Source organism: Hymenobacter metallicola (assembly GCF_004745645.1).
Classification (GTDB): Bacteria; Bacteroidota; Bacteroidia; order Cytophagales; family Hymenobacteraceae; genus Hymenobacter; species Hymenobacter metallicola.
The window spans coordinates 224677-251635 of sequence record NZ_SRMB01000005.1 but is presented as its reverse complement, the minus strand read 5'-3'; the positions used below and the strand labels follow the sequence as shown (position 1 = coordinate 251635).

At 58.4% G+C, this 26959-nt stretch carries 23 protein-coding genes; 15 read left to right on the top strand and 8 right to left on the bottom strand.

What is annotated here, in order from left to right; genetic code table 11:
* The first annotated feature begins 32 nt into the window (after positions 1–32).
* The 3 genes from E5K02_RS21825 to E5K02_RS25805 all read left to right on the top strand — a co-directional run bounded on the left by E5K02_RS21825 (position 33) and on the right by E5K02_RS25805 (position 5561).
* On the top strand, positions 33–2084 hold the full coding sequence (locus tag E5K02_RS21825; protein ID WP_135397962.1) for a thioredoxin domain-containing protein: 2052 nt from the start codon (positions 33–35) through the stop codon (positions 2082–2084).
* A gap of 109 nt (positions 2085–2193) precedes the next feature.
* Positions 2194–4731, top strand: a complete 2538-nt coding sequence (gene priA, locus E5K02_RS21820; protein WP_135397960.1) for a replication restart helicase PriA — start codon at positions 2194–2196, stop codon at positions 4729–4731.
* A gap of 230 nt (positions 4732–4961) precedes the next feature.
* Positions 4962–5561: a TM2 domain-containing protein gene (locus E5K02_RS25805; protein WP_206026003.1), complete on the top strand. Its 600-nt coding sequence runs from the start codon at positions 4962–4964 to the stop codon at positions 5559–5561.
* Between the two features lie 82 nt (positions 5562–5643).
* Here E5K02_RS25805 and E5K02_RS25800 read toward each other — a convergent pair whose 3' ends face one another.
* Positions 5644–6225 (bottom strand): hypothetical protein, encoded by a 582-nt coding sequence (locus E5K02_RS25800; protein WP_206026002.1) that lies wholly within the window; start codon positions 6223–6225, stop codon positions 5644–5646.
* Positions 6226–6480: 255 nt separating this feature from the next.
* On the opposite strand from E5K02_RS25800, the gene E5K02_RS21805 reads away from it, so the two are divergent.
* The 3 genes from E5K02_RS21805 to E5K02_RS21795 all read left to right on the top strand — a co-directional run bounded on the left by E5K02_RS21805 (position 6481) and on the right by E5K02_RS21795 (position 9064).
* Positions 6481–7260: a class I SAM-dependent methyltransferase gene (locus E5K02_RS21805; protein WP_135397958.1), complete on the top strand. Its 780-nt coding sequence runs from the start codon at positions 6481–6483 to the stop codon at positions 7258–7260.
* Between the two features lie 63 nt (positions 7261–7323).
* Positions 7324–8559: an S-adenosylmethionine:tRNA ribosyltransferase-isomerase gene (locus E5K02_RS21800; protein ID WP_135397956.1), complete on the top strand. Its 1236-nt coding sequence runs from the start codon at positions 7324–7326 to the stop codon at positions 8557–8559.
* A gap of 187 nt (positions 8560–8746) precedes the next feature.
* Complete coding sequence (locus tag E5K02_RS21795) at positions 8747–9064, top strand: hypothetical protein (RefSeq protein ID WP_135397954.1); 318 nt, start codon at positions 8747–8749, stop codon at positions 9062–9064.
* Between the two features lie 68 nt (positions 9065–9132).
* On the opposite strand, the gene E5K02_RS21790 is transcribed toward E5K02_RS21795, so the two are convergent.
* On the bottom strand, positions 9133–11718 hold the full coding sequence (locus tag E5K02_RS21790) for a M14 family metallopeptidase (RefSeq protein ID WP_135397952.1): 2586 nt from the start codon (positions 11716–11718) through the stop codon (positions 9133–9135).
* 129 nt (positions 11719–11847) lie between these two features.
* On the opposite strand from E5K02_RS21790, the gene E5K02_RS21785 reads away from it, so the two are divergent.
* Positions 11848–12273 (top strand): DUF2721 domain-containing protein, encoded by a 426-nt coding sequence (locus tag E5K02_RS21785; RefSeq protein WP_135397950.1) that lies wholly within the window; start codon positions 11848–11850, stop codon positions 12271–12273.
* On the opposite strand, the gene E5K02_RS21780 is transcribed toward E5K02_RS21785, so the two are convergent.
* Entirely contained in the window at positions 12270–12521 is a 252-nt protein-coding gene (locus E5K02_RS21780; RefSeq protein WP_135397948.1) for a hypothetical protein, read from the bottom strand. The two genes, E5K02_RS21785 and E5K02_RS21780, sit on opposite strands and share 4 nt — an antisense overlap.
* 221 nt (positions 12522–12742) lie before the next feature.
* On the opposite strand from E5K02_RS21780, the gene E5K02_RS21775 reads away from it, so the two are divergent.
* Together E5K02_RS21775 and E5K02_RS21770 are read left to right on the top strand one after the other, a co-directional pair.
* Complete coding sequence (locus E5K02_RS21775) at positions 12743–13225, top strand: hypothetical protein (protein ID WP_135397946.1); 483 nt, start codon at positions 12743–12745, stop codon at positions 13223–13225.
* A 200-nt stretch (positions 13226–13425) separates the two neighbouring features.
* Positions 13426–14601: a ribonuclease D gene (locus tag E5K02_RS21770; protein ID WP_135397944.1), complete on the top strand. Its 1176-nt coding sequence runs from the start codon at positions 13426–13428 to the stop codon at positions 14599–14601.
* A 368-nt stretch (positions 14602–14969) separates the two neighbouring features.
* Here the strand turns inward: E5K02_RS21770 and aceA are convergent, their stop codons facing one another.
* Together aceA and aceB are read right to left on the bottom strand one after the other, a co-directional pair.
* Positions 14970–16262 carry an isocitrate lyase gene (aceA, locus tag E5K02_RS21765; protein ID WP_135397942.1) on the bottom strand — a complete coding sequence of 431 codons (1293 nt, stop codon included), beginning with the start codon at positions 16260–16262 and terminating at the stop codon, positions 14970–14972.
* Positions 16263–16479: 217 nt separating this feature from the next.
* A complete protein-coding gene (gene aceB / locus E5K02_RS21760; RefSeq protein ID WP_135397940.1) occupies positions 16480–18114 on the bottom strand; it encodes a malate synthase A in 1635 nt (544 codons plus the stop codon).
* A gap of 202 nt (positions 18115–18316) precedes the next feature.
* On the opposite strand from aceB, the gene E5K02_RS21755 reads away from it, so the two are divergent.
* The 3 genes from E5K02_RS21755 (at position 18317) to mltG (ending at position 21829) form a co-directional block, all read left to right on the top strand.
* Complete coding sequence (locus E5K02_RS21755; RefSeq protein ID WP_135397938.1) at positions 18317–19804, top strand: helix-turn-helix domain-containing protein; 1488 nt, start codon at positions 18317–18319, stop codon at positions 19802–19804.
* 157 nt (positions 19805–19961) lie between these two features.
* Entirely contained in the window at positions 19962–20738 is a 777-nt protein-coding gene (locus E5K02_RS21750; RefSeq protein WP_135397936.1) for a class I SAM-dependent methyltransferase, read from the top strand.
* 20 nt (positions 20739–20758) lie between these two features.
* The gene (mltG, locus tag E5K02_RS21745) at positions 20759–21829 is read left to right on the top strand and encodes an endolytic transglycosylase MltG (RefSeq protein ID WP_135397934.1); all 1071 of its coding nucleotides are present in this window, start codon (positions 20759–20761) and stop codon (positions 21827–21829) included.
* A 27-nt stretch (positions 21830–21856) separates the two neighbouring features.
* Here mltG and E5K02_RS21740 read toward each other — a convergent pair whose 3' ends face one another.
* Positions 21857–23350 (bottom strand): hypothetical protein, encoded by a 1494-nt coding sequence (locus E5K02_RS21740; protein WP_135397932.1) that lies wholly within the window; start codon positions 23348–23350, stop codon positions 21857–21859.
* Between the two features lie 93 nt (positions 23351–23443).
* Here E5K02_RS21740 and dtd point away from each other — a divergent pair, with 93 nt between their 5' ends.
* Both dtd and E5K02_RS21730 read left to right on the top strand, forming a co-directional pair.
* Positions 23444–23893, top strand: a complete 450-nt coding sequence (gene dtd / locus E5K02_RS21735) for a D-aminoacyl-tRNA deacylase (RefSeq protein ID WP_135397930.1) — start codon at positions 23444–23446, stop codon at positions 23891–23893.
* 166 nt (positions 23894–24059) lie between these two features.
* Positions 24060–24386: a nucleotide pyrophosphohydrolase gene (locus E5K02_RS21730; RefSeq protein WP_135397928.1), complete on the top strand. Its 327-nt coding sequence runs from the start codon at positions 24060–24062 to the stop codon at positions 24384–24386.
* Between the two features lie 90 nt (positions 24387–24476).
* On the opposite strand, the gene E5K02_RS21725 is transcribed toward E5K02_RS21730, so the two are convergent.
* Together E5K02_RS21725 and gcvT are read right to left on the bottom strand one after the other, a co-directional pair.
* Complete coding sequence (locus E5K02_RS21725; RefSeq protein WP_135397926.1) at positions 24477–25193, bottom strand: 2-phosphosulfolactate phosphatase; 717 nt, start codon at positions 25191–25193, stop codon at positions 24477–24479.
* Between the two features lie 90 nt (positions 25194–25283).
* Positions 25284–26390: a glycine cleavage system aminomethyltransferase GcvT gene (gene gcvT, locus E5K02_RS21720; protein ID WP_135397924.1), complete on the bottom strand. Its 1107-nt coding sequence runs from the start codon at positions 26388–26390 to the stop codon at positions 25284–25286.
* 200 nt (positions 26391–26590) lie between these two features.
* Between gcvT and E5K02_RS21715 the strand changes: the two genes are divergently transcribed.
* Positions 26591–26956, top strand: coding sequence for a CZB domain-containing protein (locus E5K02_RS21715; protein WP_135397922.1), 366 nt, complete (start codon positions 26591–26593; stop codon positions 26954–26956).
* The last annotated feature ends 3 nt before the right edge of the window (positions 26957–26959 follow it).

The following is a 26959-nucleotide window of genomic DNA, read 5'->3' as shown; positions in this document are numbered from 1 at the left end:
GGGTTTTGTTTTGTATCCCTTAACTTCCCTGTATGTCTCCGGCCCAACCAACGCACACCAACCGCCTCAGCCAGGAAACCAGCCCTTACCTGCTGCAGCACGCGCACAACCCGGTTGACTGGTACCCCTGGGGCCCGGAAGCACTCAGTCGGGCCCAAAGAGAGCAAAAACCTATTATTGTCAGCATTGGCTACGCGGCTTGCCACTGGTGCCATGTGATGGAGCGAGAATCGTTCGAGAACCACACCATAGCGCAGGTGATGAATGAGCACTTTGTGTGCATCAAGGTTGACCGGGAAGAGCGGCCCGACGTGGACCAAGTCTACATGGACGCGCTACAAGCCATGGGTTTGCAGGGGGGGTGGCCGCTGAATGTGTTTCTAAATCCAGAGGCCAAGCCCTTTTATGGCGGTACTTATTTCCCGCCGCGCAGCTGGGTGCAGCTCCTGGAAAGCATTGGACAGGCCTATCAGGGCGAGCATCGGGCGGAGCTGGACAAATCGGCCGAAGAATTTGCCCGCGTATTACGCACCAGCGACCTGGAAAAATATGGGGCCGCCCCTTCCGATTTGGCCCTTTCCGACGAGCAGTTCAAGCTGCTGGTATACAACCTGGGCGTACGGTTCGACTCGGAAAAAGGTGGCATGAACCGGGCGCCCAAATTTCCCATGCCCAGTATCTGGCGCTTTCTGCTGCGTTGCCACGCCCGCACCGGGAGCCAGCTAGTTCTGAATCAGACGCTGCTCACGCTGCGCGAAATGGCCTGGGGCGGCATCTACGATCAAGCCGGTGGCGGCTTTGCCCGCTACTCCGTCGACGCCGAGTGGCTGGTGCCGCACTTCGAGAAGATGCTCTACGACAACGCACAACTCGTAAGCCTGTATGCCGAAGCCTACCAGCTAACCCAAGACGCGCTGTTTCGCACCGTGGTGTACGACACGGTAGCTTTCATAAAACGGGAGCTTACTAGCCCGGAAGGCGGGTTTTACTCTTCCCTGGATGCGGATAGTGAAGGTGAGGAGGGCAAGTTCTACGTCTTCACCAAAGAAGAACTCCAGGATATTCTCGGCGACGAGGAGGCCTTGTTCTCGGCTTACTACACCTGTACGGCGCTGGGCAACTGGGAACATGGCCGCAACATCCTGCACCGGCGGCAGTCGGACGCCAACTTTGCGGCCGACCACGAGCTGGAAGTAGATGTTTTGCAGGCAGTAGTAGCCGAGTGGAAACAGAAAATCATGGCCGCCCGAGCCCAACGCGTGCGGCCCGGCCTCGACGACAAAGTATTGACCGGCTGGAATGCGCTGATGATAAGTGGGCTAGTCGATGCTTATCGGGCTTTTGGGGAAGCTGAATTTCTGGAGCTGGCCTTGCAGAACGCGCGGTTTCTGCAGAAAAACCTTCGTCGCGGCCCGCGCTTGCACCGAACCTACAAAGCCGGCCGGGCCAGCATCGATGGTTTCTTGGAAGATTATGCCTTGGTGGTGCAGGCATATCTTGGGCTGTACGAAGCCACTTTCGATACCTACTGGCTGCACGAAGCGGAAGGCTTGACGCACTACGTGTCGGCCCACTTCTTCGACCCGCTTGAAAACCAGTTTTTCTACACGGATGATGCCGGAGAAAAACTTATTGCCCGCAAAAAGGAGCTGTTTGATAACGTCATTCCGGGCTCTAATTCCGTTATGGCCCACAACCTGCTCCGGCTGGGACTGCACCTGGAACGAAACGACTACCACGACCTGGCCACGACTATGCTCAGCCACGTGCAGGAACTGGTGGTGAAAGAGCCGCAACACCTTACTAATTGGGCCTCTCTCTATGCGGCGTTGTTGCAGCCCATGGCCGAAATTGTCATTGTCGGCCCCGAGGTAGAAGCAGTGCGGCAGGAACTCAGCCGGCACTTTCTACCCCACGCGGTGGTAGCTGGCGCGCCAGACGCTGCCGAGCTGCCTCTGCTGCAGCATCGCACCGCCCTGAACGGCGAAACGACGCTGTACGTGTGCTTCAACCGGGCTTGTCAACGGCCAGTGCATACTGTAGCCGAGGCACTGGCGCAGTTGCCGGCCACTGGGGGATACTAACTTTTACTACTTGGCCCTGACCTACATAAGCCGAATTGCGAAGACGGAAGAAACCTCCGGCCCGCAATTCGGCTTACCTTTGCGGTCCTGTTGTTAGCTGATCTGTCCGTTGAGCCTTTCCTTTGACTTTGCCCAGCCGGAAGCCGCCGGAGCCGACCGCGTCACGCTGTTTGTGGACGTAATTCTGCCCCTGCCGCTACCCAAGCTGTATACCTACCGCGTGCCCTACGAGATGAACGACGAGGTCGTCATCGGGGGCCGCGTAATTGTGCAGTTCGGGGCCAAGAAAACGCTCAGCTGCATTGTGGCGGCCGTGCACGAAACGCCACCGGCTCAGTACCAGGCCAAGTACATTCTGGAGTTTATCGACGATGCGCCGGTGGTAACCCAGGCCCAGCTGAAACTCTTCCGCTGGATGGCCGACTACTACATGTGCACGCTGGGAGAAGTTATCAATGCGGCCCTGCCCTCGGCGCTGAAGCTTAGCTCCGAGTCGCGCATTCAGCTCCACCCGGCTTTTGAGCCCGAGCAGAATCCCTACCCGCTTAGCGAGCAGGAGGAAAAGATTGTGGAGGTGCTTAGCGCCGAAGACGGCAAGGCATTGACCTTTACCGAAGTAGGCGACCTGCTGGCCAGCGCCAATTTTCACAAGGTGATTAAGTCACTGATCCAGAAAGACGTAATCTTCCTGTTCGAGCACTTGGCCGATAAGTATTCGCCCAAAGTGGTGAAGAAAGTGCGCCTGGCCCACCACTTCATGGAAGAGTCGGCCATTGAGGAGCTTTTTACCCGCATGGCGAGCAAGCCCAAGCAGCTCGACGTGCTGATGCGCTACCTGCAGCGTGTGCCGGTGTACCAGAATGTGCACGCCAACCACCAAGGACTGGAAAAAGCAGCCTTGACCAGCAGCCCCCACCTCTCCCCTTCGGCGGTGAATACTCTTATCAAAAACGGGGTACTGGAGCAATTCGACGTGATTGTGTCGCGCTTTCCGCTCGATGATTCGCCGGAAGCCCAGATGCCCTTCACGCTAAGCGAAGCCCAAACGGCGGCCCACGACGAAATCCTGAAGCAGTTCGGGGAAAAGGACATTGTGCTGCTGCACGGCGTAACGGGGGCGGGCAAAACTGAAATCTACATCGAGCTGATTCGCAAGGCCCTGGAGGGTGGCGGCCAGGTGCTGTACCTGCTGCCCGAAATTGCCCTCACGGCCCAGATTGTAACCCGCCTGATGCGCGTATTCGGCACCCGGCTCGGCGTGTACCACTCCAAGTTCTCCGATAACGAGCGGGTGGAGGTGTGGAATGGCGTGCTCTCGGGCCGCTTTCAGGTGGTTATTGGCGTGCGCTCTGCCGTGTTTCTGCCCTTCGACAATATGTCGCTCATCATCGTGGATGAGGAGCACGAGAGCAGCTACAAGCAGTACGACCCGTCGCCGCGCTACAACGCCCGGGAAGTAGCCCTGATGATGGCTAATTTTCAGGGGGCCAAAACCCTGCTCGGCTCGGCCACGCCGGCCGTCGAAACTTACTATCAGACCCGGGCCGGACGCTGGGGTTTGGTTACACTCACCAAGCGCTTTGGGGAAGCGGGCCTGCCCGAAATTGAGCTCGTGGATACCCGCAAGCAGCGCGAGGCCAAGAAAATGCTCAACCATTTCACCCCCGAGCTGCTGGGCGAAATTGAGCGGAAACTGGGCTTAAAAGAGCAGGTCATTCTGTTTCAAAACCGCCGCGGCTACTCGCCCTTTATTTCCTGCCTCGACTGTGGCTGGATTCCGAAGTGTAAAAATTGCGCCGTGAGCCTGAGCTACCACAAGCACGCCCACGAGCTACGCTGCCACTACTGCGGCTTCCACGACCGGATGCCGGTGGAGTGCCCCGCCTGTGGCTCCCGCAATCTGAAAACCGTAGGGTTTGGCACCGAGAAGATTGAGGACGACCTCAAGATTATGCTGCCCGCCGCCAACGTGCAGCGCATGGACCTTGATACCACCCGGGCCAAGAATTCCTACCAGCAGATTATTTCTGACTTTGAGCAGCAGACGACCAACGTGCTGGTGGGCACGCAGATGGTAACCAAAGGGCTGGATTTTGCCAATGTAAGTCTGGTTGGTATTATCAACGCCGACAGCATCATTCACTACCCCGACTTCCGGGCCCACGAGCGAGCCTTCCAGATGTTTGTGCAGGTCAGTGGGCGGGCGGGCCGCAAGGGCAAGAAAGGCAAAGTCATCATTCAGACCGCCGACCCTGCCCAGGTAATCTTCGATAAGGTAATCCGTAACGACTACCTCGAATTCTACGAGTACGAAATCACGCAGCGGCGCGAATACGGCTTTCCTCCCTTCATGCGCGTGATTCGTCTCACGGTAAAGCATGTGGATCAGCTAGTGGCCGAGCAGGCCGCTATTCTACTAACCCAGGAGTTGGTGTTCCGCCTGGGCCGGGAGGCCGTGCTCGGCCCGGAAGCGCCTTATATCTTCCGCATCCGGAACTTCTATCTGCAGGAAATCACCATTAAGCTCGACCGGGAACATACGGTGCTTAAGCACGCTAAAAGCCAGATTATGGAGGCCATGAACGTGGTAAAAGACCAAAAGGAATTTAAGCAAGCCCGCCTGGTTGCCGATGTCGACCCGATGTAAGGCCACTCTGCGCCCAGCCCTGTTCCGGCCTAACATAATGATGTGAATACCAAAGAAGCAATAAGCTGATTAACAACTATATATAACAAATTAAATTTATAAGTATAAGTATTTTTAGCCGCCTATAAACGTGGTTGGATAGGAAAAGGTTTAATATTGCAGTACTTACCTGACACAGTACCACAAAATACTGTTTAGCTGCAAATACTTTTCTTACCTAACCTCATATCATGAAACAGTTTACCACACTCTGTTCAGCTGCTCTGGTAGCTTTGTCACTCGCTTCCTGCAGCAAGGAAAGCTACACCTTCAAAGCTGCCGCTCCCTACCACAATAGCACGGCTACCAGCGTAGCTGCGCAGCCAGCCGCAGCCGTTACCACAGCTGCTCCCGTGACCGAAGCCCCCGAGCTAACGGCTGCTACGGCTCCGGTAGCAACTCCGGTAAAGGCGAGCAAAGCTCCGCGTACGTACGCGGCCCACGCTCAGCAGGCTACAACCACCGCTGCGCCTAAAGCTGCAGCGCCTACCGCCAGCGAAATCAAGGAGGTGAAAGCCACCATCAAGGCCATGCACAAAGCCGCCAAGCAAGCCAAGAAGGCTGCGGCCCCGGCCGAAGAAGGCAAAAGCCAAGTCGTAGCGGCCCTGCTCTGCTTTTTCCTGGGCGGCCTGGGCGTGCACGATTTCTACCTGGGCTACATTGGCAAAGGCATTCTGCAGATTGTGCTGAGCCTGCTCATCGTTGGTTTCATTCTGGTTATTATCGACTTCGTGCGGATCCTGACCGGCAGCTTGAAGCCCAAGAATGGCGAATACGCCAAGAAGATCTAAGCTTCGCAGTCGTCACAAAAAAGCCCCGTCGGTAGCTACCGGCGGGGCTTTTTTGTGACAACTCTTTATCAGAGTTCTTGTCTTACAGCTCTTCGAGCAGGTAGAGTACGATGAGTACAACCCCGATGATGGCTACAATGGCACCCAGCAGGTAGATAAGGCCAATACCCGTAGCAGCACCCAGAATCTCAATCAGCAGACCTACCAGCAGCAAGATGATGCCCTGGCGCAGCTTCCCGCTCAGCTTGTTGGCGCTAGCCGTTTCGCTATGCTTTTTCACCCGCATCTTGCTGGTCAGCTTGTCGGCCTTCTTGGCCACCTTGGCCACTACGGCACGTTCTACGATGCTGAGCTTGCGCTGCGCTTTAGCGGGAGCCGGAGTAGCAGCAGGCTTGGCAGTAGGCGCTACTGCAGCTACAGCGCCAGCAGCTTCAACCGGTGCGGGAGCAGCTACTACAGCTTCTGGCGTGGCCGTTACGGGCGCTTCCGCCGCAGGTGTTGCCGCAGCCGGGGCCGGCTTTACGCTTACGGCGCGGTGCTCGGTGCCGTGGTAAGACGACGTCTTGGGCAACATGGCATATTCAGCCCGATTACAGCCGCTGAGCGCAACGACAACGGCCGCAAATGCCGTCAGCTTGTGTAGAAGTCCGGATACGTGTTTCATGGGTTTGAAAGGTTGGTGAAGGTTCTAAAACAGGCTTTCTACGGGCCAAAGTATAAAGAGTAGCCCGACTTTGGCGTTAAGCAGATGTTTTTGTTCAAGATAATCTACTCCCAATCCAGCCAAGTCATTCATAACGAAGCCGGTTATGCCTCATTCACCTCAACCGGGCGCACTCGCCCCGGAAGCCCACGACGGAGCGAACCCTTCCCCGAATATGGATGTTTGCCGGAACACAGTTTATTTGCACCTGTGCGTATGACCATACCTTCTTATTTGCTGCTAGGCTCCTGGGCACTGAGCTTTCTTCTGAACCAAGCCTGCACCCAGCCCTTAGCCGAAAGCACGGCCGCGGCGGCCGGAGAGCAGCGCCGCCAAGCTCCCGTGGCCGACTCCACCGGCTACGAAATTCGCCCCCCTGCCGACCCCAATGGGATCAGCCGCTACTACCTGGGCCGGCAAATTGCCCACGTGATGGGCCACGAGGGCGCCGACTGGCTCGAACGCTCGGGTCGGCAGGAAGAAGAGGGCACCGATGTGCTTCTGAAAGCCCTGCGCCTCAAGCCCACCGATGTAGTAGCCGATATTGGCGCCGGCACGGGCTACTTCTCTTTCCGTATGAGCCAGCTCGTGCCCCAGGGTAAGGTGCTGGCAGTTGATATTCAGCCGGAAATGATTACCTACCTGCAAGACAACAAGGACCGCAACAACGCGCCCAATGTGGAGCCGGTGCTGGGCACGGTTCAAAATCCGAACCTGCCTGCCAACAGTATTGACTTGGCTCTGATTGTGGATGCGTACCACGAGTTTGACCATCCGCGCGAAATGATGCGGGCTATTAAAACAGCCCTGAAGCCCAACGGCCGGGTGGCGTTGGCGGAGTACCGCGCGGAAGACCCCAAAGTGCCTATCAAGCGCATTCACAAGATGAGTATTGAACAGGCCCGCAAGGAAATGAAGGCCGTTGGGCTGGAGTTCATCGAAAGCATCGAAACCCTGCCCCAGCAGCACCTGATGTTTTTCCGCCGGGCCAAGTAGCCGTTTGCCGTTAGGCGGGTGTAGTGTCCCACAACCCGCGGCTGGCGTGTACCTTTGCAGCCTATGTCTGCCTTTTCTGATCCACGCCTGCTCTCGATTCACGATTTTACCTACCAGCTCCCCCCCGAGCGGATAGCACCCGAGCCCTTGCCCAACCGGGACCAGTCCAAGTTGCTGGTGTACCGCCGGGGTACGATTGAGGATAAGCAGTTCACTGACTTGCCCGGCGAGTTGCCCGCTGGCTCCCTACTAGTGTTCAACAACACGAAAGTGGTGCGGGCCCGGCTTTTTTGCCAAAAGCCTACGGGTGGCATTGTCGAGCTATTTTGCCTGGAGCCCGTAGCCCCCCACCGCTCGGTGGAGCTGGCCATGCAGCAAACCGACAGTTGCGTCTGGAAATGCTTGGTTGGGAATGGGAAACGCTGGAAGTCGGGGCCGGTACAAGTAGCCTTCCCGGGCCCCGACGGCGAGGCACTCCTAACGGCCGAACGAGTGGAGGCAGCGGAAGGCTACTCCCTGATTCGGTTTAGCTGGCAGCCGGCCCACCTGCCTTTTGCCGAGGTTCTGCGCGCGGCGGGTCATTTGCCCCTGCCGCCCTACTTAAATCGGGAAGACACGGACGTAGATGCGGTACGTTACCAGACTGTGTATGCGGCGCACGAGGGCGCAGTAGCGGCTCCGACGGCGGGCCTGCACTTCTCCGACGCCGTTTTTAACGACTTACACGCCCGGGGCATTGCCACCGCCGAGCTAACGCTGCACGTGGGCGCCGGCACTTTCCAGCCCGTGAAGGCCGAGCAAATGGCTGGCCATCCTATGCATGCCGAGCCAATTTCAGTAAACGCCACCTTACTTCAGCAGCTCCTGAGCCACACTCCTCGGCCTATTATTGCTGTGGGCACAACCAGCTTGCGCACTTTAGAAAGCTTGTATTGGCTGGGCGCTCAGTTGGCCCGCCAGCCGCTGCCCGCTGGCGCTGTGCCCTTGCACGTAAGCCAGTGGCAGCCTTACGAAGGCGGCCACGAAGTAACAATGCAGGATTCTTTGCAGGCGCTGCTAACCTATTTGGAGCAAGTCGGCTCCGATTCCATTCAGGCCACCACGCAGCTCCTGATTGCACCGGGCTATACCTTTCGGGTAGCACAGGGCTTGGTCACTAATTTTCACCAACCCGAAAGCACGCTTCTGCTGCTGGTTTCCGCCCTTATCGGCCCCGACTGGCGCCGCGTCTACGACCACGCGCTGGCCCACGAATACCGCTTCCTCAGCTACGGCGACAGTTCGCTGCTGCTGCCCTGATTTGCTGGTGCAACTGCACTAATTTTACCAGAAGCCGATGAATGGGATGATGCATCGGCTTTTCTGCGTTTTAAGGAATTGAGCTATCCATCACCGGTTTAAACCGGAGGAGCTAGGCACGCTACAACCTATTCCACAGCGCCCGTATAAGGACCTAGAATTACCCTATTTCAAACGACTCCTCATCATGAAAAAGATAGCACTGCTACTGACAATGGTAGCCTTTTCGTTTGCTGCACAAGCGCAGGATAATAAAACTACCGTCCGCGACAATGCCACTGGCGCCAAGACCACTGCTGAAGTACGCGACAATGGTACCGTAAAAGTGGAGAGCCGCTCGGGCCGTACCAAAGCGGGCCAGGCTGCCTACAACACCAAGGAAGACGCCAAATACGCTGGTAAGAAAACCGGCCAGGTCGTGAAGAAAGGCGCCCAGAAAACCGGCCACGCCGTGAAAAAAGGTGCTTCGGCCGTGAAAAACAAAGCCGAAGACGTAGTAGACTAAGCAAAAGTCAGCTAAACAAAAGCCCCCGTCAGTACTCTGACGGGGGCTTTTGCTTGATAGGGCTCGGACTACTGTCCCACGAAAAACAGGGCGTTGCTAAACAGGAGCTTGCCTCCCTGCCAGAAACCGCGAAACAAGGGGTTATCGGCCAAGTACACGATTTGCCCGCGGCCCATTTCCTGGGTGCCTAGCACAAATGTATCCGTGAGCTTCGGGCGGGCCCCACGGCCGGCAAAGCCGGCCGCATAATTGTCGCGCCGCAACACGCCCACGTTCCAGCCGCCTTCACCCAGGAAACGGTAGTTGAGCGTATCGCGCACCAGGGCAAAATAGGTGCTGCCGTAGCCAAAGGCCAGCGGATGGGTATTGTCGAGCTGCACCCGGTACACACTGCCCTGTACCCGCTGCCCGATTTGCTGGCGTTCGGCATCGGCGTAGCGCCGAAGCTGTTGGTACGAATTTTTGGCTTTGGTGCTGTCGGCGGCCTTAGCCTTGGTTTTGAGCAGGAAGTCCTTTTTGTTGGCCAGATATGCGGCGGCGCCTTCCAGGGCAATCAGTTTGCCGCCCCCCCGCACCCAAGCCTTCAAGGCCTCCAGGCTTTTCTCGGGGTAAATACCGGCATAATCCCCATCGGGCAGGATGAGCACATCAAATTTCTGCAACGGAACGGTACGCAGGTAGTCGGCGCCCAGCACCGTGACGGGGTAGCCCAGCTGCTGCTCAAAAAAGTGCCAGACCTCCCCAAAAGCGGTTGGCGAAACGCCCTCCCCCGCCACAACGCCCACGGTGGGCCGGCTAACGTAGCGCACGTACCCTGAGCCCAAATCGGCGCCGCTGGTAGAAAAGCCCGAGCGCACCGCTTGCACTACTACCCCCGCCGAATCAGCTTGGGCCCGCACGAGCCGGTCAAAATCCGAACCCAGGGCTTCGTTACCGGTGCGCGTCAGAATCAGAGTGCCGGACTTATACTGCTGGCCTTCGGCCTCGAAAGGGCGCTGCGCCACCCGGGCTTTTACGCCTTGCTGGAGCAGACCACTCAGAAAGCGCACGTCCTGCACAGTACTCCAGCGGGCCACGTAGGCATAGGGAGTCGCCGTTTCACTACCGGCTACACCGGAGGTCTGGCGGCCTTTACCACCGGGAAAATCCTTCGCCTGCTGGGGCTCCAGCCGTGACCAAAGCGCGTAGCTTTTCACGCCGTAGGCATACGGCAAGGCCCAGGCCGTAATATCGTACGTGAGTGAATCTTCCAACGCCGGGCGGGGCTCAAACAGTACTTTTACCAGCGTCGACTTGGGCTGATACATGCTGATGACCACATCCTGGGGTTGCAGCTGCACGTTTTCGGTTTTGCCGGTGGCGTAGCTAAACGCCCGGGTGCGCAGCTGGCGGCCGGCGTAGCCGTAGCGAATCTGCTGCCGGTCGAGGTAGCTTGTCAGGGCGCTGAGCTGGCCCGGAGCCTCGCTGCTGAGCACGTAAGTTTTGTACGGTCCGCGGGGCTTGGTGCGGGCGTTGGTGTGATACTTGGCAAACTCGTCTACCAGTTGGCTGCGCCGCTCGGCTGCGGCCTGAATGGTAGCCAGACTGGCGGCGTGGTGGTGGGCAATGCGCTGCTGCAAGGTCAGCGTATCGCCGTCGGACTTAGCCACCCGCACCCCGGCCCGGCCCGAGCCGCCCTGCTCGTAGGTCATGCCGATGGCGCCGTTGAAGCTGGGGTAGGTGTCGCCGTAGCTGGGGTAAAACAGGTCGTAGGTTTCGCGGGTAAAATAGAGCCAGTTGTTTTGGTCGAACACCTTGCGGTTGTAGTCGCCAATGATATTCTGAAAACTGCGCTGCCAGGGCGTGATATCCTCGTGAAACGGCTTGGCGGCCGGCGAAAAGTAGTACGGGTCGTCGACGCTCATCTCGTGGAAGTCGGCGTGCACCTGGGGCAGCCACTGGTTGTACACTGCTACCCGCTGCTGGCTTTCCTGCTGGGTTTGCCAGGCCCAGTCGCGGTTCAAATCGAAGAAGTAGTGGTTGTAGCGCCCCCCGGGCCAGGGCTCGTGGTGCTCCCAGGCGTAGGGCGAGGCATTGGGCACCTGGTTACGGCTGCGGTTGTACCACTGCACGTACCGCTCGCGCCCGTCCGGGTTCACGCACGGGTCTACGAGCACTACCACGTTCTGCAGCCACTGCTGGGTTTGGGCATTCTCGGGGTTGGCCAGGTCGTAGAGCACTTCCATAACGGCTTCCGACGACACGGCTTCGTTGCCGTGAATGTTGTAGCTGAGCCACACAATAGCCGGCTGCTGCCGCTGCACGGCCCCGTTTTCCAGGCCGGCCAGCCGCAGGTTGTTGCGCCGAATTTCTTCCAGCCGGCTCAGATTTTCCGGCGTACCGACTTGTACCAACTGCAAAGGCCGTCCCTCGTAGGTAGTGCCGTAAGCCTGCAGCCGCATGCGCCCCCCCGACTGCTGAACAACCTGCTGCACGTAGCCTAACACTTGGGCGTGAGCGGTAAAACGGCTGCCCAAAGGATACCCCAGAAACTGGGTAGGAGTGGGTAGGCCCGCAGCTGGCTGGGCCCGGCCCGGCTGCCCCAGTGCGCCAAGTAGCACGATAACCAAGCAGTAAACGCGCGCAACGGGGGCAGACACTTTATACAAGCGCATAGGAGAAGTACTGAAAGAAGAACAGTAGAAAATTCTGGGCGACGAAGCAAAGCTATTCTGTGAGCGGCTATTTTCGGCACCAGCCTCCGTAAGCGGCGAAGCCTCACAGCAACTACCAGTCCCCAGTATATGGAAATAACTCTGACTACTCCTGCCCTGCTGTTTCCGGCCTTGTCGCTGCTTTTGCTGGCCTATACCAACCGCTTCATGACACTGGCTACGATAGTGCGCACGCTCAAGTCACAGTACGAAACGACGCACAGCGCCCACCTCATCCGCCAAATTCAGAACCTGCGGCAGCGCCTGATTATCGTCCGCAACATGCAGGCCGTGGGCGTTGGAGCCATGTTTGGCTGCGTCCTGTCCATGTTTCTGCTCTATGCCGGCTTTACTACGGCTGGTCATCTGGTTTTTGGAGCCAGCCTCATTGGCTTGCTGATTTCATTGGGCATGTCGCTCTGGGAAATCCAGATTTCGGTGGATGCCCTCACGATTGAGCTCAACGACATGGAGGAAGATGAAGAGCAGCGCTTGGCCGGCTCCAGGCGCCGCTAGTCTTGCGGCAACCCCGGCGTCGATTCTTTCTCCCGGATCTGGTACAACACACTTTCTGCCACACCCCGACCAAACAAGCAGATACCCGCATTAAATACGCCCAAGGCCAGGGTACCGGCGCCGACCCACTTGGCCGTCGGCTCGCCATCTTGCTTGATGGCCGTAGCCCACTGAATCAAGCAGGTGCCCAAGCCAATTACCATCAGTCCGGAAGGGGCAAAAACCAGCCATTTCGTTTTGTGCGTCATCGGTAACAGAGATTAATATGCTGAATGGGAAAGGAGTACTTGCAAAACCAACCGGCATGAACAGCCTAAAGTTGGCCGCCCCCGGTCGGGTAAGCCTTTTCCCTCCTGCTGCAATCGTACCTTTGGGCTTTTAGGTTACGCCCTGAAGCTGTAAGTCGCCGGTAAAATTTCGCTCGGGGCCCTGTTTCGGGTTCCGACAACCATTCCCTAAGCCTCTTTTTATGAGCACGAGTTTATACGAGCAGCTGCTGCACGAAGCGTTTCGCACCGAAGGCGAGGCCACTCAATACCTTTCGCCAGCCGACGTAGCAGCCTACAAAACCTTCGAGCAGGCCGGCAAGGCCGACATTGCCTTCCGTTTCGAGCGGGTGCGCCTAGCCGTAGCCATGTCGATCCTGAAGCTGCTGGCCGACCTGGGCGACCATGAAGAAAGCCGCAAGGTGATGGAAGTACTGCACCGGGCGCTAAAGGCAAAGTCGGTAGCCGAAATCGATGCTACGATTACCAAGGATGCTAAGCTGTTTGAGAAGCTTTACACCAATCTGTATGTGAATGAGGACGGGGAACTGCTGCTCAACTTATTTGAGCGGACCCTCGACGCGGACACCAAACCGCTCATGGAGGAAGTAATCCAGGAAACCCTGAGCGTGGCGCGGGAGCTGGATTTCAGCCACCACGACGAGGACGACGACGATGAGGACTAGCGTTGCTGCGGGCCACTAACGAGACAGTATTCTTGCGTTGGCCAGGCGCTGCTAGCAGTGCGCCGGCCACCCGTGCTGCTTTATTGCCTAACTTACCCCGCCATGGGGCCTCATTGGTTTGCCCGCCCCCGGTGCCTACCTTTACCAAAATGGCCTGCGCCTTTTTCGGCGCCTTTGCCACTGCCTTTTGCTTTGCCTGAATGTCTACACCTATTATACACTACCTGACTACTGCTGCCGAAATGCAGCAGGCCGCCGCGGCGCTACAACCCGCCAAACGCTTGGCTGTCGACCTGGAGTTTGACGACATGCGCCACCGCTACGGCCGCAACCTGGCGCTGATTCAGATCTTTGACGGTCAGGTTGTGTACCTGCTCGACCCTATTCCACTGACCAATCCCGGCCAGGAGTTAGAGCCCATCTGGGCCCTGCTGCGCGACCCGGCCATTGAGAAGGTATTCCATAGCTGCAAGTCCGATATCCTGCTGCTGGATGAGCTCTATGGGGTGCACGTGCGCAATATTCTGGATACCAGCGTGCAGTATACGCTGCTGGGCGAGTCAGACAACAATATCTCCCTGGGCCGCCTGATTCAGGCCGAGCTGGGTATTGAAGTTGATAAGGGCGAGCAGAAATCCAACTGGCTGAAGCGCCCCCTCACCGAAGCGCAAAAGGTGTATGCGGCCAACGATGTGCTCTATCTCTTCGAGCTGGCCGACCGCCTGCGGACCAAGCTGGCCGAGCTGGGGCGTAGTGAGTGGGCCGAACAAGAAAATGCCGCCCTGGAGGAAGTGCGCTACACCCGCGACGACCGGCCTTACCTGCGCATTGCGGGTAAATACCGGATTCTCCCCGGCGAAATGCCCCTGTTTCGCGACCTGTACCTGCTCCGCGACCAGGTAGCCCGCCAGCTCGACAAGCCGCCGTACATGGTGTTTGCCAATGACCGCCTCTCGGAGCTGGTGCGCGACACCCCGCGCGATGCCAACGACTGGAAGAATACCCGCGGCCTGCACCCCGAGCTCAAGCGCGCTCCTTATCTCGACCAACTGGCAGCACTCTCGCCCGACAATTTTGTGCCCGTGCCCGAGCCTGCCCCAACCGGTGAACAGCGCCGCTTCCCCTTCCGCCGCCGCCTCAGTGGCGACAAAGCCGCCAAAGCTGATGCCCGCGAGCAGCTCCTGATGCAGTTGAAAACGCACATTACCACTGATATCAATATCTACGTAGCCAACCTGGTACTGTCTAACCGCTTGGTAGCTGATATTATTGAGCTAGGGGCCGACCAAGTGTTGCGGCCCTGGCAAAAGACTATCTTGCAGGAAGCCTGCCAGCGCCACACCCTGGATTATGCTCAAATAGCCGCGCCTTTCTAAGGAATATTCTACCCCCTATTACCCAAGAAACCCGCCCTGGTCAGGGCGGCTTTCTTGGGTAATAGGGGGTAGAATTACACTTAAACTTAGTCGAAATAAATAGGCTTTTGAAAATAAATTATAGCAATTCCTTAATGGGCTCAAACCTAGGCATACCCCGCAGCACCCCCAAACAAAAACCCGCACTAATTAGACTTTCATATAACCATATCATTGAGTATAACTACCTGGCAACAAACCTACTTCACCTGCCTAAAAAGGACTTCGCACAACCCCGGCTAGGCCTAAAAAATTGCAAAAAGGTCTTTTCCTAGGAAAAGACCTTTTTGACATAGAAGACGATAGGGTGCACAATGGCCTCAAACAGCCTAATGCGCGTTTTGAAACTGCGCCTCTTCAGTAGAGCCCACTAAAGCCGAGGTGCTGGCCTTGCCCGCCGATACCACGCTTTGCACGGCATCGAAGTAGCCCGTACCCACAAAGCTTTGGTGCTTCACGGCTTTGAAGCCATGCTTCTGGAGGGCAAACTCCCGCTCCTGCAACTCTGAATAGCCCGCCATGCCCCGGTCACGGTATGCCTGAGCCAATTCAAACATGCTGGTGTTGAGGGCGTGGAAGCCGGCCAGGGTGATAAACTGAAACTTAAAGCCCAGAGCGGCCAGCTCTTCGCGGAATGTCTCCATTTGCTCCACGCTGAGCTTGGAGGCCCAGTTGAAAGACGGCGAGCAGTTGTAGGCCAGCAGCTTGCCGGGGTACTTGGCATGAATACCCTCCGCAAAGGCCCGCGCTTGGCTCAAATCAGGGTGAGAGGTTTCCATCCAGAGTAAGTCGGCGTAGGGCGCGTAGGCCAACCCGCGGGCAATGCAAGATTCTACACCGGGCTTTACCCGGTAGAAGCCTTCACTGGTCCGCTCTTCCCCGGAGAGCACGAAGGGCTGGTCCCGCTCGTCTACATCGGAAGTTATCAGGTCGGCGGCATCAGCGTCGGTGCGGGCTACTACCAGCGTGGGCACGTTTAGCACGTCGGCGGCCAGGCGGGCGGCAACCAGCTTGTTGATGGCCTCCTGCGTAGGAACCAGCACTTTGCCGCCAAGGTGGCCACACTTTTTAGCCGATGAGAGCTGGTCTTCGAAATGCACCCCGGCGGCGCCGGCTTCAATCATCATCTTCATCAACTCAAACGCGTTGAGGTTGCCGCCAAAACCAGCCTCGGCATCGGCCACAATCGGCACCAGCCAGTGGACATTGCCCTCCCCACTCAGGTTCTGGATTTGGTCGGCCCGCAGCAGGGCATTGTTGATGCGCTTGACCACGCTCGGTACGCTGTCGACAGGGTAAAGGCTCTGATCGGGATACATCTGCCCGGCCCCGTTGGCATCGGCAGCCACTTGCCAGCCGCTGAGGTAAATGGCGTTCAGTCCGGCCTGCACTTCCTGCACGGCCTGGTTACCGGTCAGAGCACCCAAGCCGGCCACGTATTGCTCTGAATGCAGCAGCTTCCAGAGCCGCTCGGCACCCTGGCGCGCCAGAGAGTACTCGATGCGAATAGAGTTCTGCAGCTTCACGACGTCCTCGGCGGCGTAGGGCCGCTCCACACCTTTCCAGCGCGGATTTGTGGCCCAGTCTTGCTTGATGGCGGCAATACGTTCTTGCTTGTTCATGGAAAAGAAAGTTGGGCAGGCCCAGCCTGCGGGTTGAAAAGAAAGGGTTGGAAGTGGTGGAAGCCGATTTGAATAGGCAAAGCGGTGCCAGGCAGGCTAAAAAGCCGCTTTTCGGAACTGGCAATAAGGAAGTAGCGCACAGTTTGGGCCGTGCGAGTCAGTGGACAGCTTACTGCTTCGGTAGGCTAGCAGCAGGTGCCTCTGTAATGAAGCAGGATTAGCTGGGCAGCTGCTCGTACGCCGGCACCGTGAGGAACTCGACGAATTTCTCACTGGTCACCAGGCTGTCGAACAGGCGGGCTGCCTGTAGGTACTGGCCCTTGGTGTAGCGTTCCTCCCCTACCAGGGCCCGGATTTTTTCCAGCTGCTGGGGCACATAGGAGCGGTACAGTTCCACGGTTATTTCGCGGCCATCTTGCAGGGTAGTACCGGGCGTGTGCACCCACTGCCACACCTGGGCCCGACTGATTTCGGCAGTAGCTGCGTCTTCCATCAGGTTGTAGATCGGCACGCAGCCATTACCGCCCAGCCAGGCTTCGAGGTACTGAATGGCCACGTCGATGTTCAGCTTCAGTCCTTCCTCGGTAATCGTACCCGTCGGGGCCTTTACCAAATCGGCAGCGGTAACTTTCACATCCTCGCGCTTATTGTCAATCTGGTTGGGCTGGGGCATTAGCTCATTGAATACGGCCAAGGCTACCGGTACCAGGCCCGGATGGGCTACCCAGGTACCGTCGTGGCCGTTTCTGGCTTCCCGCACCTTATCCAGCCGTACTTTTTCCAGGGCCGCCTCGTTTGCTTCGGGGTCGTTCTTGATTGGAATCTGGGCGGCCATGCCTCCAATGGCGTGTACGCCGCGACGGTGACAGGTTTGTACCACCAGCTGCGAGTAGGCGGCCATGAAGGGCACCGTCATCGTGACCTGGGCGCGGTCGGGCAGGCGGAACTCGGGCTTTAATCCCAGGCGCTTGATATAGGAGAAGATATAGTCCCAGCGGCCGCAGTTAAGGCCGGCGCTATGCTCGCGCAGCTCGTAGAGAATTTCGTTCAGCTCGAAGGCGGCGGGGAGCGTTTCAATCAGCACGGTGGCCTTGATGGTGCACTTAGGCATTTTCAACGACCACTGAGCAAAGCCAAAGATGTCGTTCCACAGCCGGGCCTCGAGGTGACTTTCGATTTTGGGCAGGTAATAATACGGGGCACTGCCGCGGGCACACAGCTCGTGGGCATTATGGAAAAAGTACAGACCGAAGTCGAACATGGAGGCGCTAATCGGCTCCCCGTCCACCAGCACGTGCTTCTCGGCTAGGTGCCAGCCCCGGGGGCGAACCACGAGCGTAGCTGTTTCCTCATTGAGTTTGTACTCTTTGGTAGGGGTGCTCAAGGAAATGGTGCGCCGCACGGCATCGCGCAGGTTGCGCTGCCCTTCCACCACGTTAGCCCAGGTTGGGGAGTTGGAATCCTCCAGATCGGCCATAAACACCTTGGCTCCCGAGTTGAGAGCATTGATAATCATCTTGCGCTCCACCGGGCCCGTTATTTCCACCCGGCGGTCCTGCAAGTCGGCGGGCACGGGCGCCACGGTCCAGGGCTTGTCCCGAATCATTTGCGTTTCGGGCAGAAAGCCGGGCAGAATTCCAGCCTCGAACTCGCGCTGCCGGGCTTCCCGGCGCAGCAACAGCTCCCGGCGGGTACGGTCGAAGCGGCGGTGCAGCTCAGCTACGAAGGCTAGGGCCGAGGGAGTAAGGATTTCGGCAAACTCGGGCGAGTACGCACCCACTACTTTTACCCGCTCGGGTGTGATGTAGGCTGGTGGGGGTACCAGGGTCTGGGGTTCCGCGAAAGGTGACATAGGCTAGTGGTTTTGGAAAGAAGCAGGAAAGAATATAACCAAACATACGATAGCGAATTTTATTAATCAAGCGAATTTTCGCTAAAGTTTATAAAAGTTGGTTTTTACCTACTTTTGTCAGGCTTTTCCAGCTTTATTTTTTTCTTGTAGCCGCTCCCGCTCCGGTCTTCCGTAGGGGGTAGTCTACCTCTGTATTCCCGTTATGCTTAGTCACGGTCAGGTTGTCCGGTTAATTTTTGGTTTAAAGCTGCGCGAGCTGCGTCAGGAACGCGGCTTTACTCCGGCCGAACTGGCCCGGGCCTGCGACGTGTCGGTGTCGTACCTGAATGAAATCGAGAAGGGCAAAAAGTACCCCAAAGCCGACAAGATTCTGAGCCTGAGCAAGGTGCTGGAGGTAAGCTACGACCAGCTTACCTCCCTGACGCTGAGCCGCAAGCTCGAACCCATATCTGAGCTGTTGCAGTCGGACCTGCTCAAAGAATTCCCACTGGAAATGTTCGGGCTGGACCCCGTGCGCATCGTGGAGCTGATTTCGGATGCGCCCGCCAAGATGAATGCCTTCATCGGGACGCTGTTTGAAATTGCCCGCAACTACGAGATGCGGCAGGAACACTTCTTTCTGGCTTCCCTGCGCTCCTACCAGGAGATGCACGACAACTACTTTGAGGAGTTGGAGCAGGATGTCCGCACGTTTGTAGTGCAGGAGAAGCTGATGGTAGCCGCCCCTTTCGCCACCCGGCAGCTGGAGCGGGTGCTGACCGACAAGTATGGCTACACCGTGGACCGGAGCCAGCTGGGCGAGTACATGAACCTGGGGCGGCTGCGGTCCGTGTTTCAACCCAAAACCAAACGCCTGCTGATGCGCCCCGGCCTGAGCGGAGCCCAGGAAGCGTTTGTGCTGGGCCGCGAAATTGCCTTCAACTACCTCAACCTGCGGGAACGGCCCTACGTGAATGCCAGCTTTCCGGTGCGCAGCTTTGATGAGGTGCTCAACAACTTCAAGGCGTCTTACTTCGCCGGAGCCCTGCTGATGGAGGAAGACAACCTCACGCGCGACTTTCAGAAGCTGTTTGGCAGTAAGAAATGGGACCCGACGGCATTTCTGGACCTGATTACCAAGTATGACGTGTCGCCGGAGATGTTTATGCAGCGCATTACCAACCTGCTGCCCCGGCACTTCGGCCTGCAGAGTCTGTTCTTTCTACGCTTCGACCAGGCTAACGCCGACGCGGGCTTCCTGCTGACCAAGGAGCTGCACCTTTCACGGCTGCACAACCCGCACGGCAACGAGCTGCACGAGCATTACTGCCGCCGGTGGGTGTCGCTGCGCCTGATTGCGGAGCTGCGGCAACAGCCCGTTTCGAAGACTCCCAATACGGCTATTTCAGCCCAACGCTCCCATTACTTCGGCACCAACGATGAATATCTGTGCCTCACGCTGGCCCGGGCCGGGGCACCAAATGAACCGGCCGTCAGCGTAACCGTCGGGCTGCTGTGTGATGAGAATCTGAAGCAGAAAGTGCTGTTCTGGGAAGACCCCGCTATTCCGCTGCGCATTGTAAACGAAACCTGCGAGCGGTGCGCCATCCACGACTGCGAGGTGCGAGCGGCCGCGCCCGTTGAAATTGAGCGGAAGCAACGTACCAAGGAGCTAGAGGCAGCAATTGCCACCCTGGTCAATGCGGGATAAGGGCGTTACTTTGGCGTAACTGGGCGTAACCGAAGCCAGGGCCAGGCAGTAGATTCAACTACTGGCCAGTACCCGTTCTACGCTAGCGCCCGGCCGGGGCCCGGAACAAGGAACTGAGCATATACTTTCATAGCCACCACTCTAAACGCAACGAGCCATGCCTTCCTCTTCCGCCAAAGAACAGTTTGACCGCCAGGCAACGCACTACAACACCCAGTGGAATACGTGGAGTGAGGCTCTGTTGCAATGGTTGCTGGAACACGCCGATTGCCAGCCCACCGACACGGTGCTGGACGTAGCCACGGGCACGGGCTTTACGGCCCTGGCCTTTGCCCCCCTGGTGCAGTCGGTGGTGGGGCTGGACGTGTCGACGGGCATGCTGGCCGAGGCCCAGAAACGGCAACAGGAACAAGGTCTGACCAACGTAGTGTGGGTAATCGGTGCGGCTGAAGCCCTGCCCTTTCCGGATAACTCATTCTCGGTCGTGACCTGCCGGGTGGCGCCCCACCATTTCCACTCGGTGCCCCAGTTCCTGGCCGAAGTAGCCCGGGTACTGCGGCCCGGGGGCCGCTTCCTGCTGGCCGATACCAGCGTGCCCGATAATGAGCCCGCCATCAGTGAGTGGCAAAACAACGTGGAACAGCTGCGCGACCCTTCGCACGTGCGCAACTTGCCGCCTCAGGAATGGCGAGCCTGCCTGGAGGAAGCGGGCCTGCGGGTAGAAGAAATCGGGGAGCCGGCGGCCGATGTTCCTATGGGCCTCAACGACTGGCTAGACAAGGCCGGTTGCCACGGCAAGAACGCCATTGCCGTGCGGGGCGAATTTCGCAACACCTCCGTAATGGCCCGCCGTCTTTTCCAGATTCAGGAGGTTGCCGACGGAGACTTTACCTTTGTCTGGCGGCGGGTTGTGGCAAAAGCCGTGAAGCCCTAAAAAAGCCGTAGCTCAACGTTTTGAATCAACCACCTTCCTACCAACCCACCTCGCTCTGGCGGCGGGTGCTATGGGCAGTATTTTTCGTATTCCTGCTGGCCGGCAGCGTCGGCTTGTACCAGGCCTGGCAGCTGCTGTGGAAACCCAACGTGACGGCCTCGGCTTTTGGCCCCGCCTACTTGTACATTCGGACGGGCTCCTCGTTTCGGGCAGTGCTCGATTCGCTGCAGAAACACGAGCTCCTGCGCGACTCGGCAACCTTTGCGCAGGTGGCCCGCTGGCGCGACTACCCCGCGCGTGTCCGGCCCGGCCGGTACCTGCTAACGCCCGAGCTGGGCAACTCAGCGTTGGTTGACAAGCTCCTGCAGGGCCCGCAGGATACGGTAGCGTTTACTCTGGATGCTTTCAAGTACAAGCCCCAGCTTGTGCGCCAGGTAGCCCGGCAGCTGGAGGCCGATTCGACCCAGCTGCGCCTGTTGCTCAACGACAACGGCCTGCTGCTGCGCCGTTATCAGCTCGATACGACCACAATTCTGACCATGTTCCTGCCCGGGCCCTACCGGTTTTTGTGGAACACCTCGGCTACGCAATTCCTGGATTCGGCGGCGGCCATGCACCACCGGTTCTGGACGCCGCAGCGCCGGCAGCGGGCCGATTCGCTGAAGCTAACCCCGACGCAGGTGCACGTGCTGGCCAGCATTGTGCAGCGCGAAACCTCGGAGCCGACCGACAAGCCCATAATTGCCGGGGTATATCTGAACCGGCTCCGCAGCGGCATGCGCCTGCAAGCCGACCCAACCCTGCTCTGGGCCATCGGTAACTTCGGGGTGAAGCGCGTGCTGAACAAGGATAAGCTGGTTGACTCGCCCTACAATACCTACAAAAACAAGGGTTTGCCGCCCGGCCCCATCACCTCGGCCAACCGCCAAACCCTGAATGCGGTGCTCAAGCCCGCCGCGCACAAGTACTTTTTCTTCTGTGCCCGCCCTGACCGTAGCGGCTTCTCCGACTTTGCCGAAACCTACGCCCAGCATAAGCGCAACGCCCGCAAATACCAGCACACCCTCGACAGCCTGAAGATTTTGCGCTAAGAGGCAAAGCAGCACTTCCACTCAACCTTACGGCAGTCGGTATAGCCGCAACTGGGCCGAATCCTGTTGCGCCAAGCGGTGCAGAGCCAAAGTCTGCTGGTAATTCAGCCCAGTATATTCGGAGTGTTCCAGAAACAGCAGCGGGCAGGTAAGCAGGGGCTCGGGCCAGGCGGCCACTGCCCGCTGCTGCCGCAGTGAATCGAACTGCGCTACGTTAGTCACGCGCCAGTACCCATCGAGCAGTACGTACCGGAAGCCCCGCTTTTGCAGGGCCGGCAGCTGCTTGGTGCTGGTAATGGCAGCTACTGTATCGAGGCCAAATGGCGCCAGGCCCAAGCCGACCGTGCTGACCACCTTACCAACCTGCCGCTGCTGCAGCCACCGCGCCACCTGGGGGTAGTGGCTGGGCGTGTAGGCATATACTTCGCGCTGAATCCGGTAAAGATTGAGGGCACAAGCCAGCAGAACGACTACGGCCAGGCGCCAGCCCAATACCACCCGGCGGATGCTCAAAAACGTTAACGCGTAGCACAGCCCGTAGGCCAACAGCAGCCCCCGCGGAGCCTTTAGCAGCAACGACATGCCCGCCAAATAGGCGTAGGCCCACCCCGCCAGGTAGCGCGGCAAGTTGACTTGCCGCAGCTCCGTAAACAGCTCCCGCCGCCACAAAACCGGCACTGCCACCAACGCCAGCAGAAGCAGCGGCGACTCAAAATCCCAGAGAAACTGCAGGTAGTAGGTCAAATCCAACTGGACGCTGCCTTGGCGGCCCGCCGCGTTGGCAGCCCCCGGAAACAGCACATTGTAATACACGGCCGGCCACCGGTACCAAGGCAGCCCAGCCAACACGCCGACCACGCCAAATAGAAGAAAAGGCGTTGCCAGCGTGCCAGCTACCCACAGCCAGTTGCGCCGCTGCCCCAAAAGCCCGTCGCGCTGTAGCAACTCAAAGACCGCCAGAATGGGCAGCGTGAGGATGAACTTGTAGTTGATGCTCAACCCCACGGCCAGCCACAGTGCCGCCCGCCGTAGCTGTCGGGAGCTGGGGGTGTTCAGCCGGCGGTAGTATTGCTCCAGCAGTCCGGCAAACACCAGGAGCGAAGCTGAGCCCATGGTAAAGTCGCGGCCCGAAAAAGTCAGAAACACGGAGGTACCGATAAGCAGCGTCAGCAGGGCCATTTCCCAGCTCTGCAAGCGGACCACCCGGCCTACGAAAGCCGCCAGTAGCCCAACTGCGGCCACCCCTAATAGCGAGTTCAGGTATTGAAAGACGTGAAAGTTGCTTGTAACCCAGGCTACGGGTACATAGAGCACCGAAAAGCCGGGGCTGCCGTGGTGAAACAGGTTGCGAAAGTTGCCTCGGGCTATTTCCTGCACAATCTGCCAGTTGCGCACCGAATCGTAATCGGGCAGCGCGGCTTGCGCCAACCCATGCAGCCGCACTGCGGCCACTACCAGCAGAGCCAGCAGTACATACAGGGCGTTTTTTGTTGTTGGATTATCGTTCTTCGTGGCTGTCATGCAGGGCCGCAGTGCGCAAAGTGCCGGTTGGCGCTGCGAAGTACGAAAAACCCGCCCGACCCTCCATTCTTTTCCCGTTTCTCCCTCCGAATTATGCGCGTAGTGCTTCAGCGCGTCCGTCAGGCCAGCGTCACGGTCGACGGCCGCATCACCGGCCAGATTGGCCCCGGCCTGCTGGTACTGGCCGGCTTTGCCCCCGACGACGATACCAAATCCCTCGAGTGGATAGCCCGCAAACTCGTGCAGCTGCGGATTTTCAGCGACGAGGAAGGCAAGATGAACCGCAGCGTGCAGGATATACAGGGGCAGGTGCTGGTGGTGAGCCAGTTCACCTTGCTGGCCGACGCCCGAAAAGGCAACCGCCCCAGCTACATCGGGGCGGCCCCGCCCCCTATTGCCATTCCGCTCTACGAGGAGTTTGTGCGGCTGCTGGAACAGTTGCTGGGTCAGCCCGTACCGACCGGCGAGTTCGGGGCCGACATGCAAGTGGAGCTCCTCAACGACGGGCCCGTTACCATCGTGCTGGATTCGCCGGAGCGGTGAAGGGCTCATTGCGCCAATGCTAATGGCCAGCCGCAAACACGCATTTTTACACTGTGCAACGAGAAAACTTACTGGGGCAGGGCGGGACTACCTTCGCAAAGCACGACTGGCTTTGCCCTGCATACTAGCAAGGACTCGTCTACTTTTACCTCAGCCCACTACCGCTATGACTATTGAAGAAGCCCAACAGACGGTTGATACCTGGATTCAGACTACCGGGGTCCGGTATTTTAACGAGCTGACCAACATGGCCATGCTCACGGAAGAAGTTGGTGAGGTGGCGCGTATCATTGCCCGCCAGTACGGGGAACAATCCTTTAAAGCCTCGGACCGTGACAAAGTGCTGGCCGACGAGCTAGCCGATGTGCTTTTCGTCGTTATCTGCCTGGCCAACCAAACCGGAGTGAACCTCACCGAAGCCCTGCAACGCAACCTGGAAAAGAAAACCCGGCGTGATGCTGACCGTCATCAGCAGAACGAAAAGTTGCGCTGAATTGACATTCGCGCAGAAACCCGTCGATAAGCCAGCGGGGCGGCCGGAGAATACCTCCGGCCGCCCCGCTTTGGCAAGTACGCTGTTGGGTTAGGCATTTGCTATCAGCCGCCCTTCGCGCCAGATAGGAAGCAAATCGTGTGTATCGAGCTGCACGCAGTACTCGAAATCCTTGTTGGCTTCCAGGTTGTTGAGGCGGCGCACGTGGGCCGATTGTAGCAGATACGTGCTCAGATCGGGCTGGGCCTGCTGCCAGAGGTGGCGCGCGGCCAGCGTGGCGTCGCTGCTGGTTGTGTCAAACTCCGCTTCGAGCCGCTGGGCCAGGGCGCCCCCAAACAGGGTGTCTTCCAGATTGAACATGCCTTTCCAACCTGCACATACCACCACCGCATCTTTGCCCTGCTGCCGAACGAACTGCGCTACGGCTGCCAGATTGAGAAAAGCGCCCACCACCACCGCGTCGGCAGCAAGAGAAAGATGCAGGGCGCGGGTACCATTGGTCGTGGTAATGGCCACACCTCGGCCCCGCACTGGCAGCACACCATCGAGGTAGCCAAAGGGAGAATTGCCCAGGTCAAAGCCCTCGGCCTGCTGCCCGTCCCGCTCCGCCGCTGTCAGGTAGCCCTGGGCGGCCATTGCTCGACAGGCTTCCAGCTCACTGAAGGGCACAATGTGCGTTACGCCCGCCGCCAGGGCCGTGACGATGGAAGAGGTAGCCCGCAGAATATCGACGACCACCGCCACTTTTCCCCTCAGATCATACAACGGCAACAATTCCGGACTAAAGCAAATATCGAGTGAGGGCATGCAAAACGGGGTAACTGGAGACTAAACAGACAAAAAAGAACGTCATGCCGGGTCCGGCATGACGTTCTGCTACAACAGCAGGCAAGCCGCTTAGGCTTCTTCGGTGCCTTTCACAAAAGGCAGCTTCACGACCGTAGCCGGAAAGTTTTTGCCCCGCACCTGCACGAAGATCTGGCTGCCGGGGGCGCTGAACTCGGTACGCACGTAGCCCAGGCCAATACCCTTGCTCAGGGAGGGCGACTGGGTGCCCGAGGTTACTTCTCCTATCTTCTCCCCGGCCTCATTCACCAGCTCGTAGTGGCTGCGCGGAATGCCCGGCCCGTCCATCAGAAAAGCTACCAGCTTGCGGCTCACGCCCTGCTCTTTCTGGGCTTTCAGGCGGGCCGAGTTGGTGAAGTCTTTGGTGAACTTGGTAATCCAGCCCAGCCCGGCCTCCAGGGGCGAGGTCGAGTCGTCGATGTCATTGCCGTAGAGCGAGAAGCCCATTTCCAGGCGCAACGTGTCGCGGGCTCCGAGGCCGATGGGCTTCAGGCCGAACGGCTGGCCAGCTTCCATAATCTTGTCCCAGACCTGCTGGGCGTGTTCGTTCGGAATATAGAGCTCGAAGCCGCCGGCGCCGGTGTAGCCCGTGGCCGAGATAATGACGTTGGGTGCCCCGGCAAACGTGCCCCGCACGAAGGAGTAGTACGGAATGCTTTGTAGGTCGGCGTCGGTTAGGCTCTGCAGGGCCTCGGCAGCCTTGGGGCCTTGCACGGCAAAGAGGCTGGTTTGGTCGGAAATGTTTTCCATTTCGGCCCCTTCCGTGTTGAAGCGGCTAATCCAGTTCCAGTCTTTGTCGATGTTGGAAGCATTCACCACCAGCATATAGTCTTCGTCGGCCAGCTTGTATACCAGCAGGTCGTCCACGATGCCGCCGTCTTCGTTGGGCAGGCAGGAATACTGGGCTTTGCCGTCGGTAAGCTTGCTGGCGTCGTTGCTGGTCACGCGCTGAATCAGGTCCAGGGCCTGGGGGCCGCGCACCCGAAACTCGCCCATGTGCGACACGTCGAAGATACCCACGGCGCGGCGGACGGTACGGTGCTCTTCCAGGTCGGAAGAATAGCGCACGGGCATGTTATAACCGGCAAAAGGAACCATTTTGGCGCCTAGCTGCTGGTGAACGTCATTCAGAACAACGGTTTTGAGGTCTTCGGCCATGGGGCGGGTTGGGAAGTGAGGAGATTTTTGCTGATGCCTTGCGAAAGTATGGGCGAAATTAGCCATTTCCCCCGGCTGCACCGTACAAGCTCAACCATTCGCCTTTTGCTTTACTATACTTCCCCTGCTGCAGGAACCTTCACTCGAAGGCAGTGTCGTCTTTTTCAAGCAAATAAGGCTTCCAGCGGCTGTTTACTAGTATGGATATCGATATCAGACAAGACTTTGGGGTAGCTATGGGGCAGCACCTCATCTTTAAATCTAAGCTTCGCTCCTTTCTCTACGGAGGCTCTTTTGCTTCGGCCCCCACCCGCGACCCGGACCTGTGCAGCCTAGGCATCTGGATAGCGGAGCGGCGGCGGGGCCCTTGGGGTTACGTGCCCGAGTGGGCCGAACTAGACCGCCTGCACCGCCTACTGCACCGCGAAGCCAACCAGCTCATGGACATGGCCCTGCAGGGTTTCGAAGAGCAGGCCCGCGCGGGGTTAACCGATTTGCTGCCGACAATCGACCGAATCCCGCGTTTGCTGCAAACCATCCAGAACCAGCTGCGTACCCCAGGCTAGTTT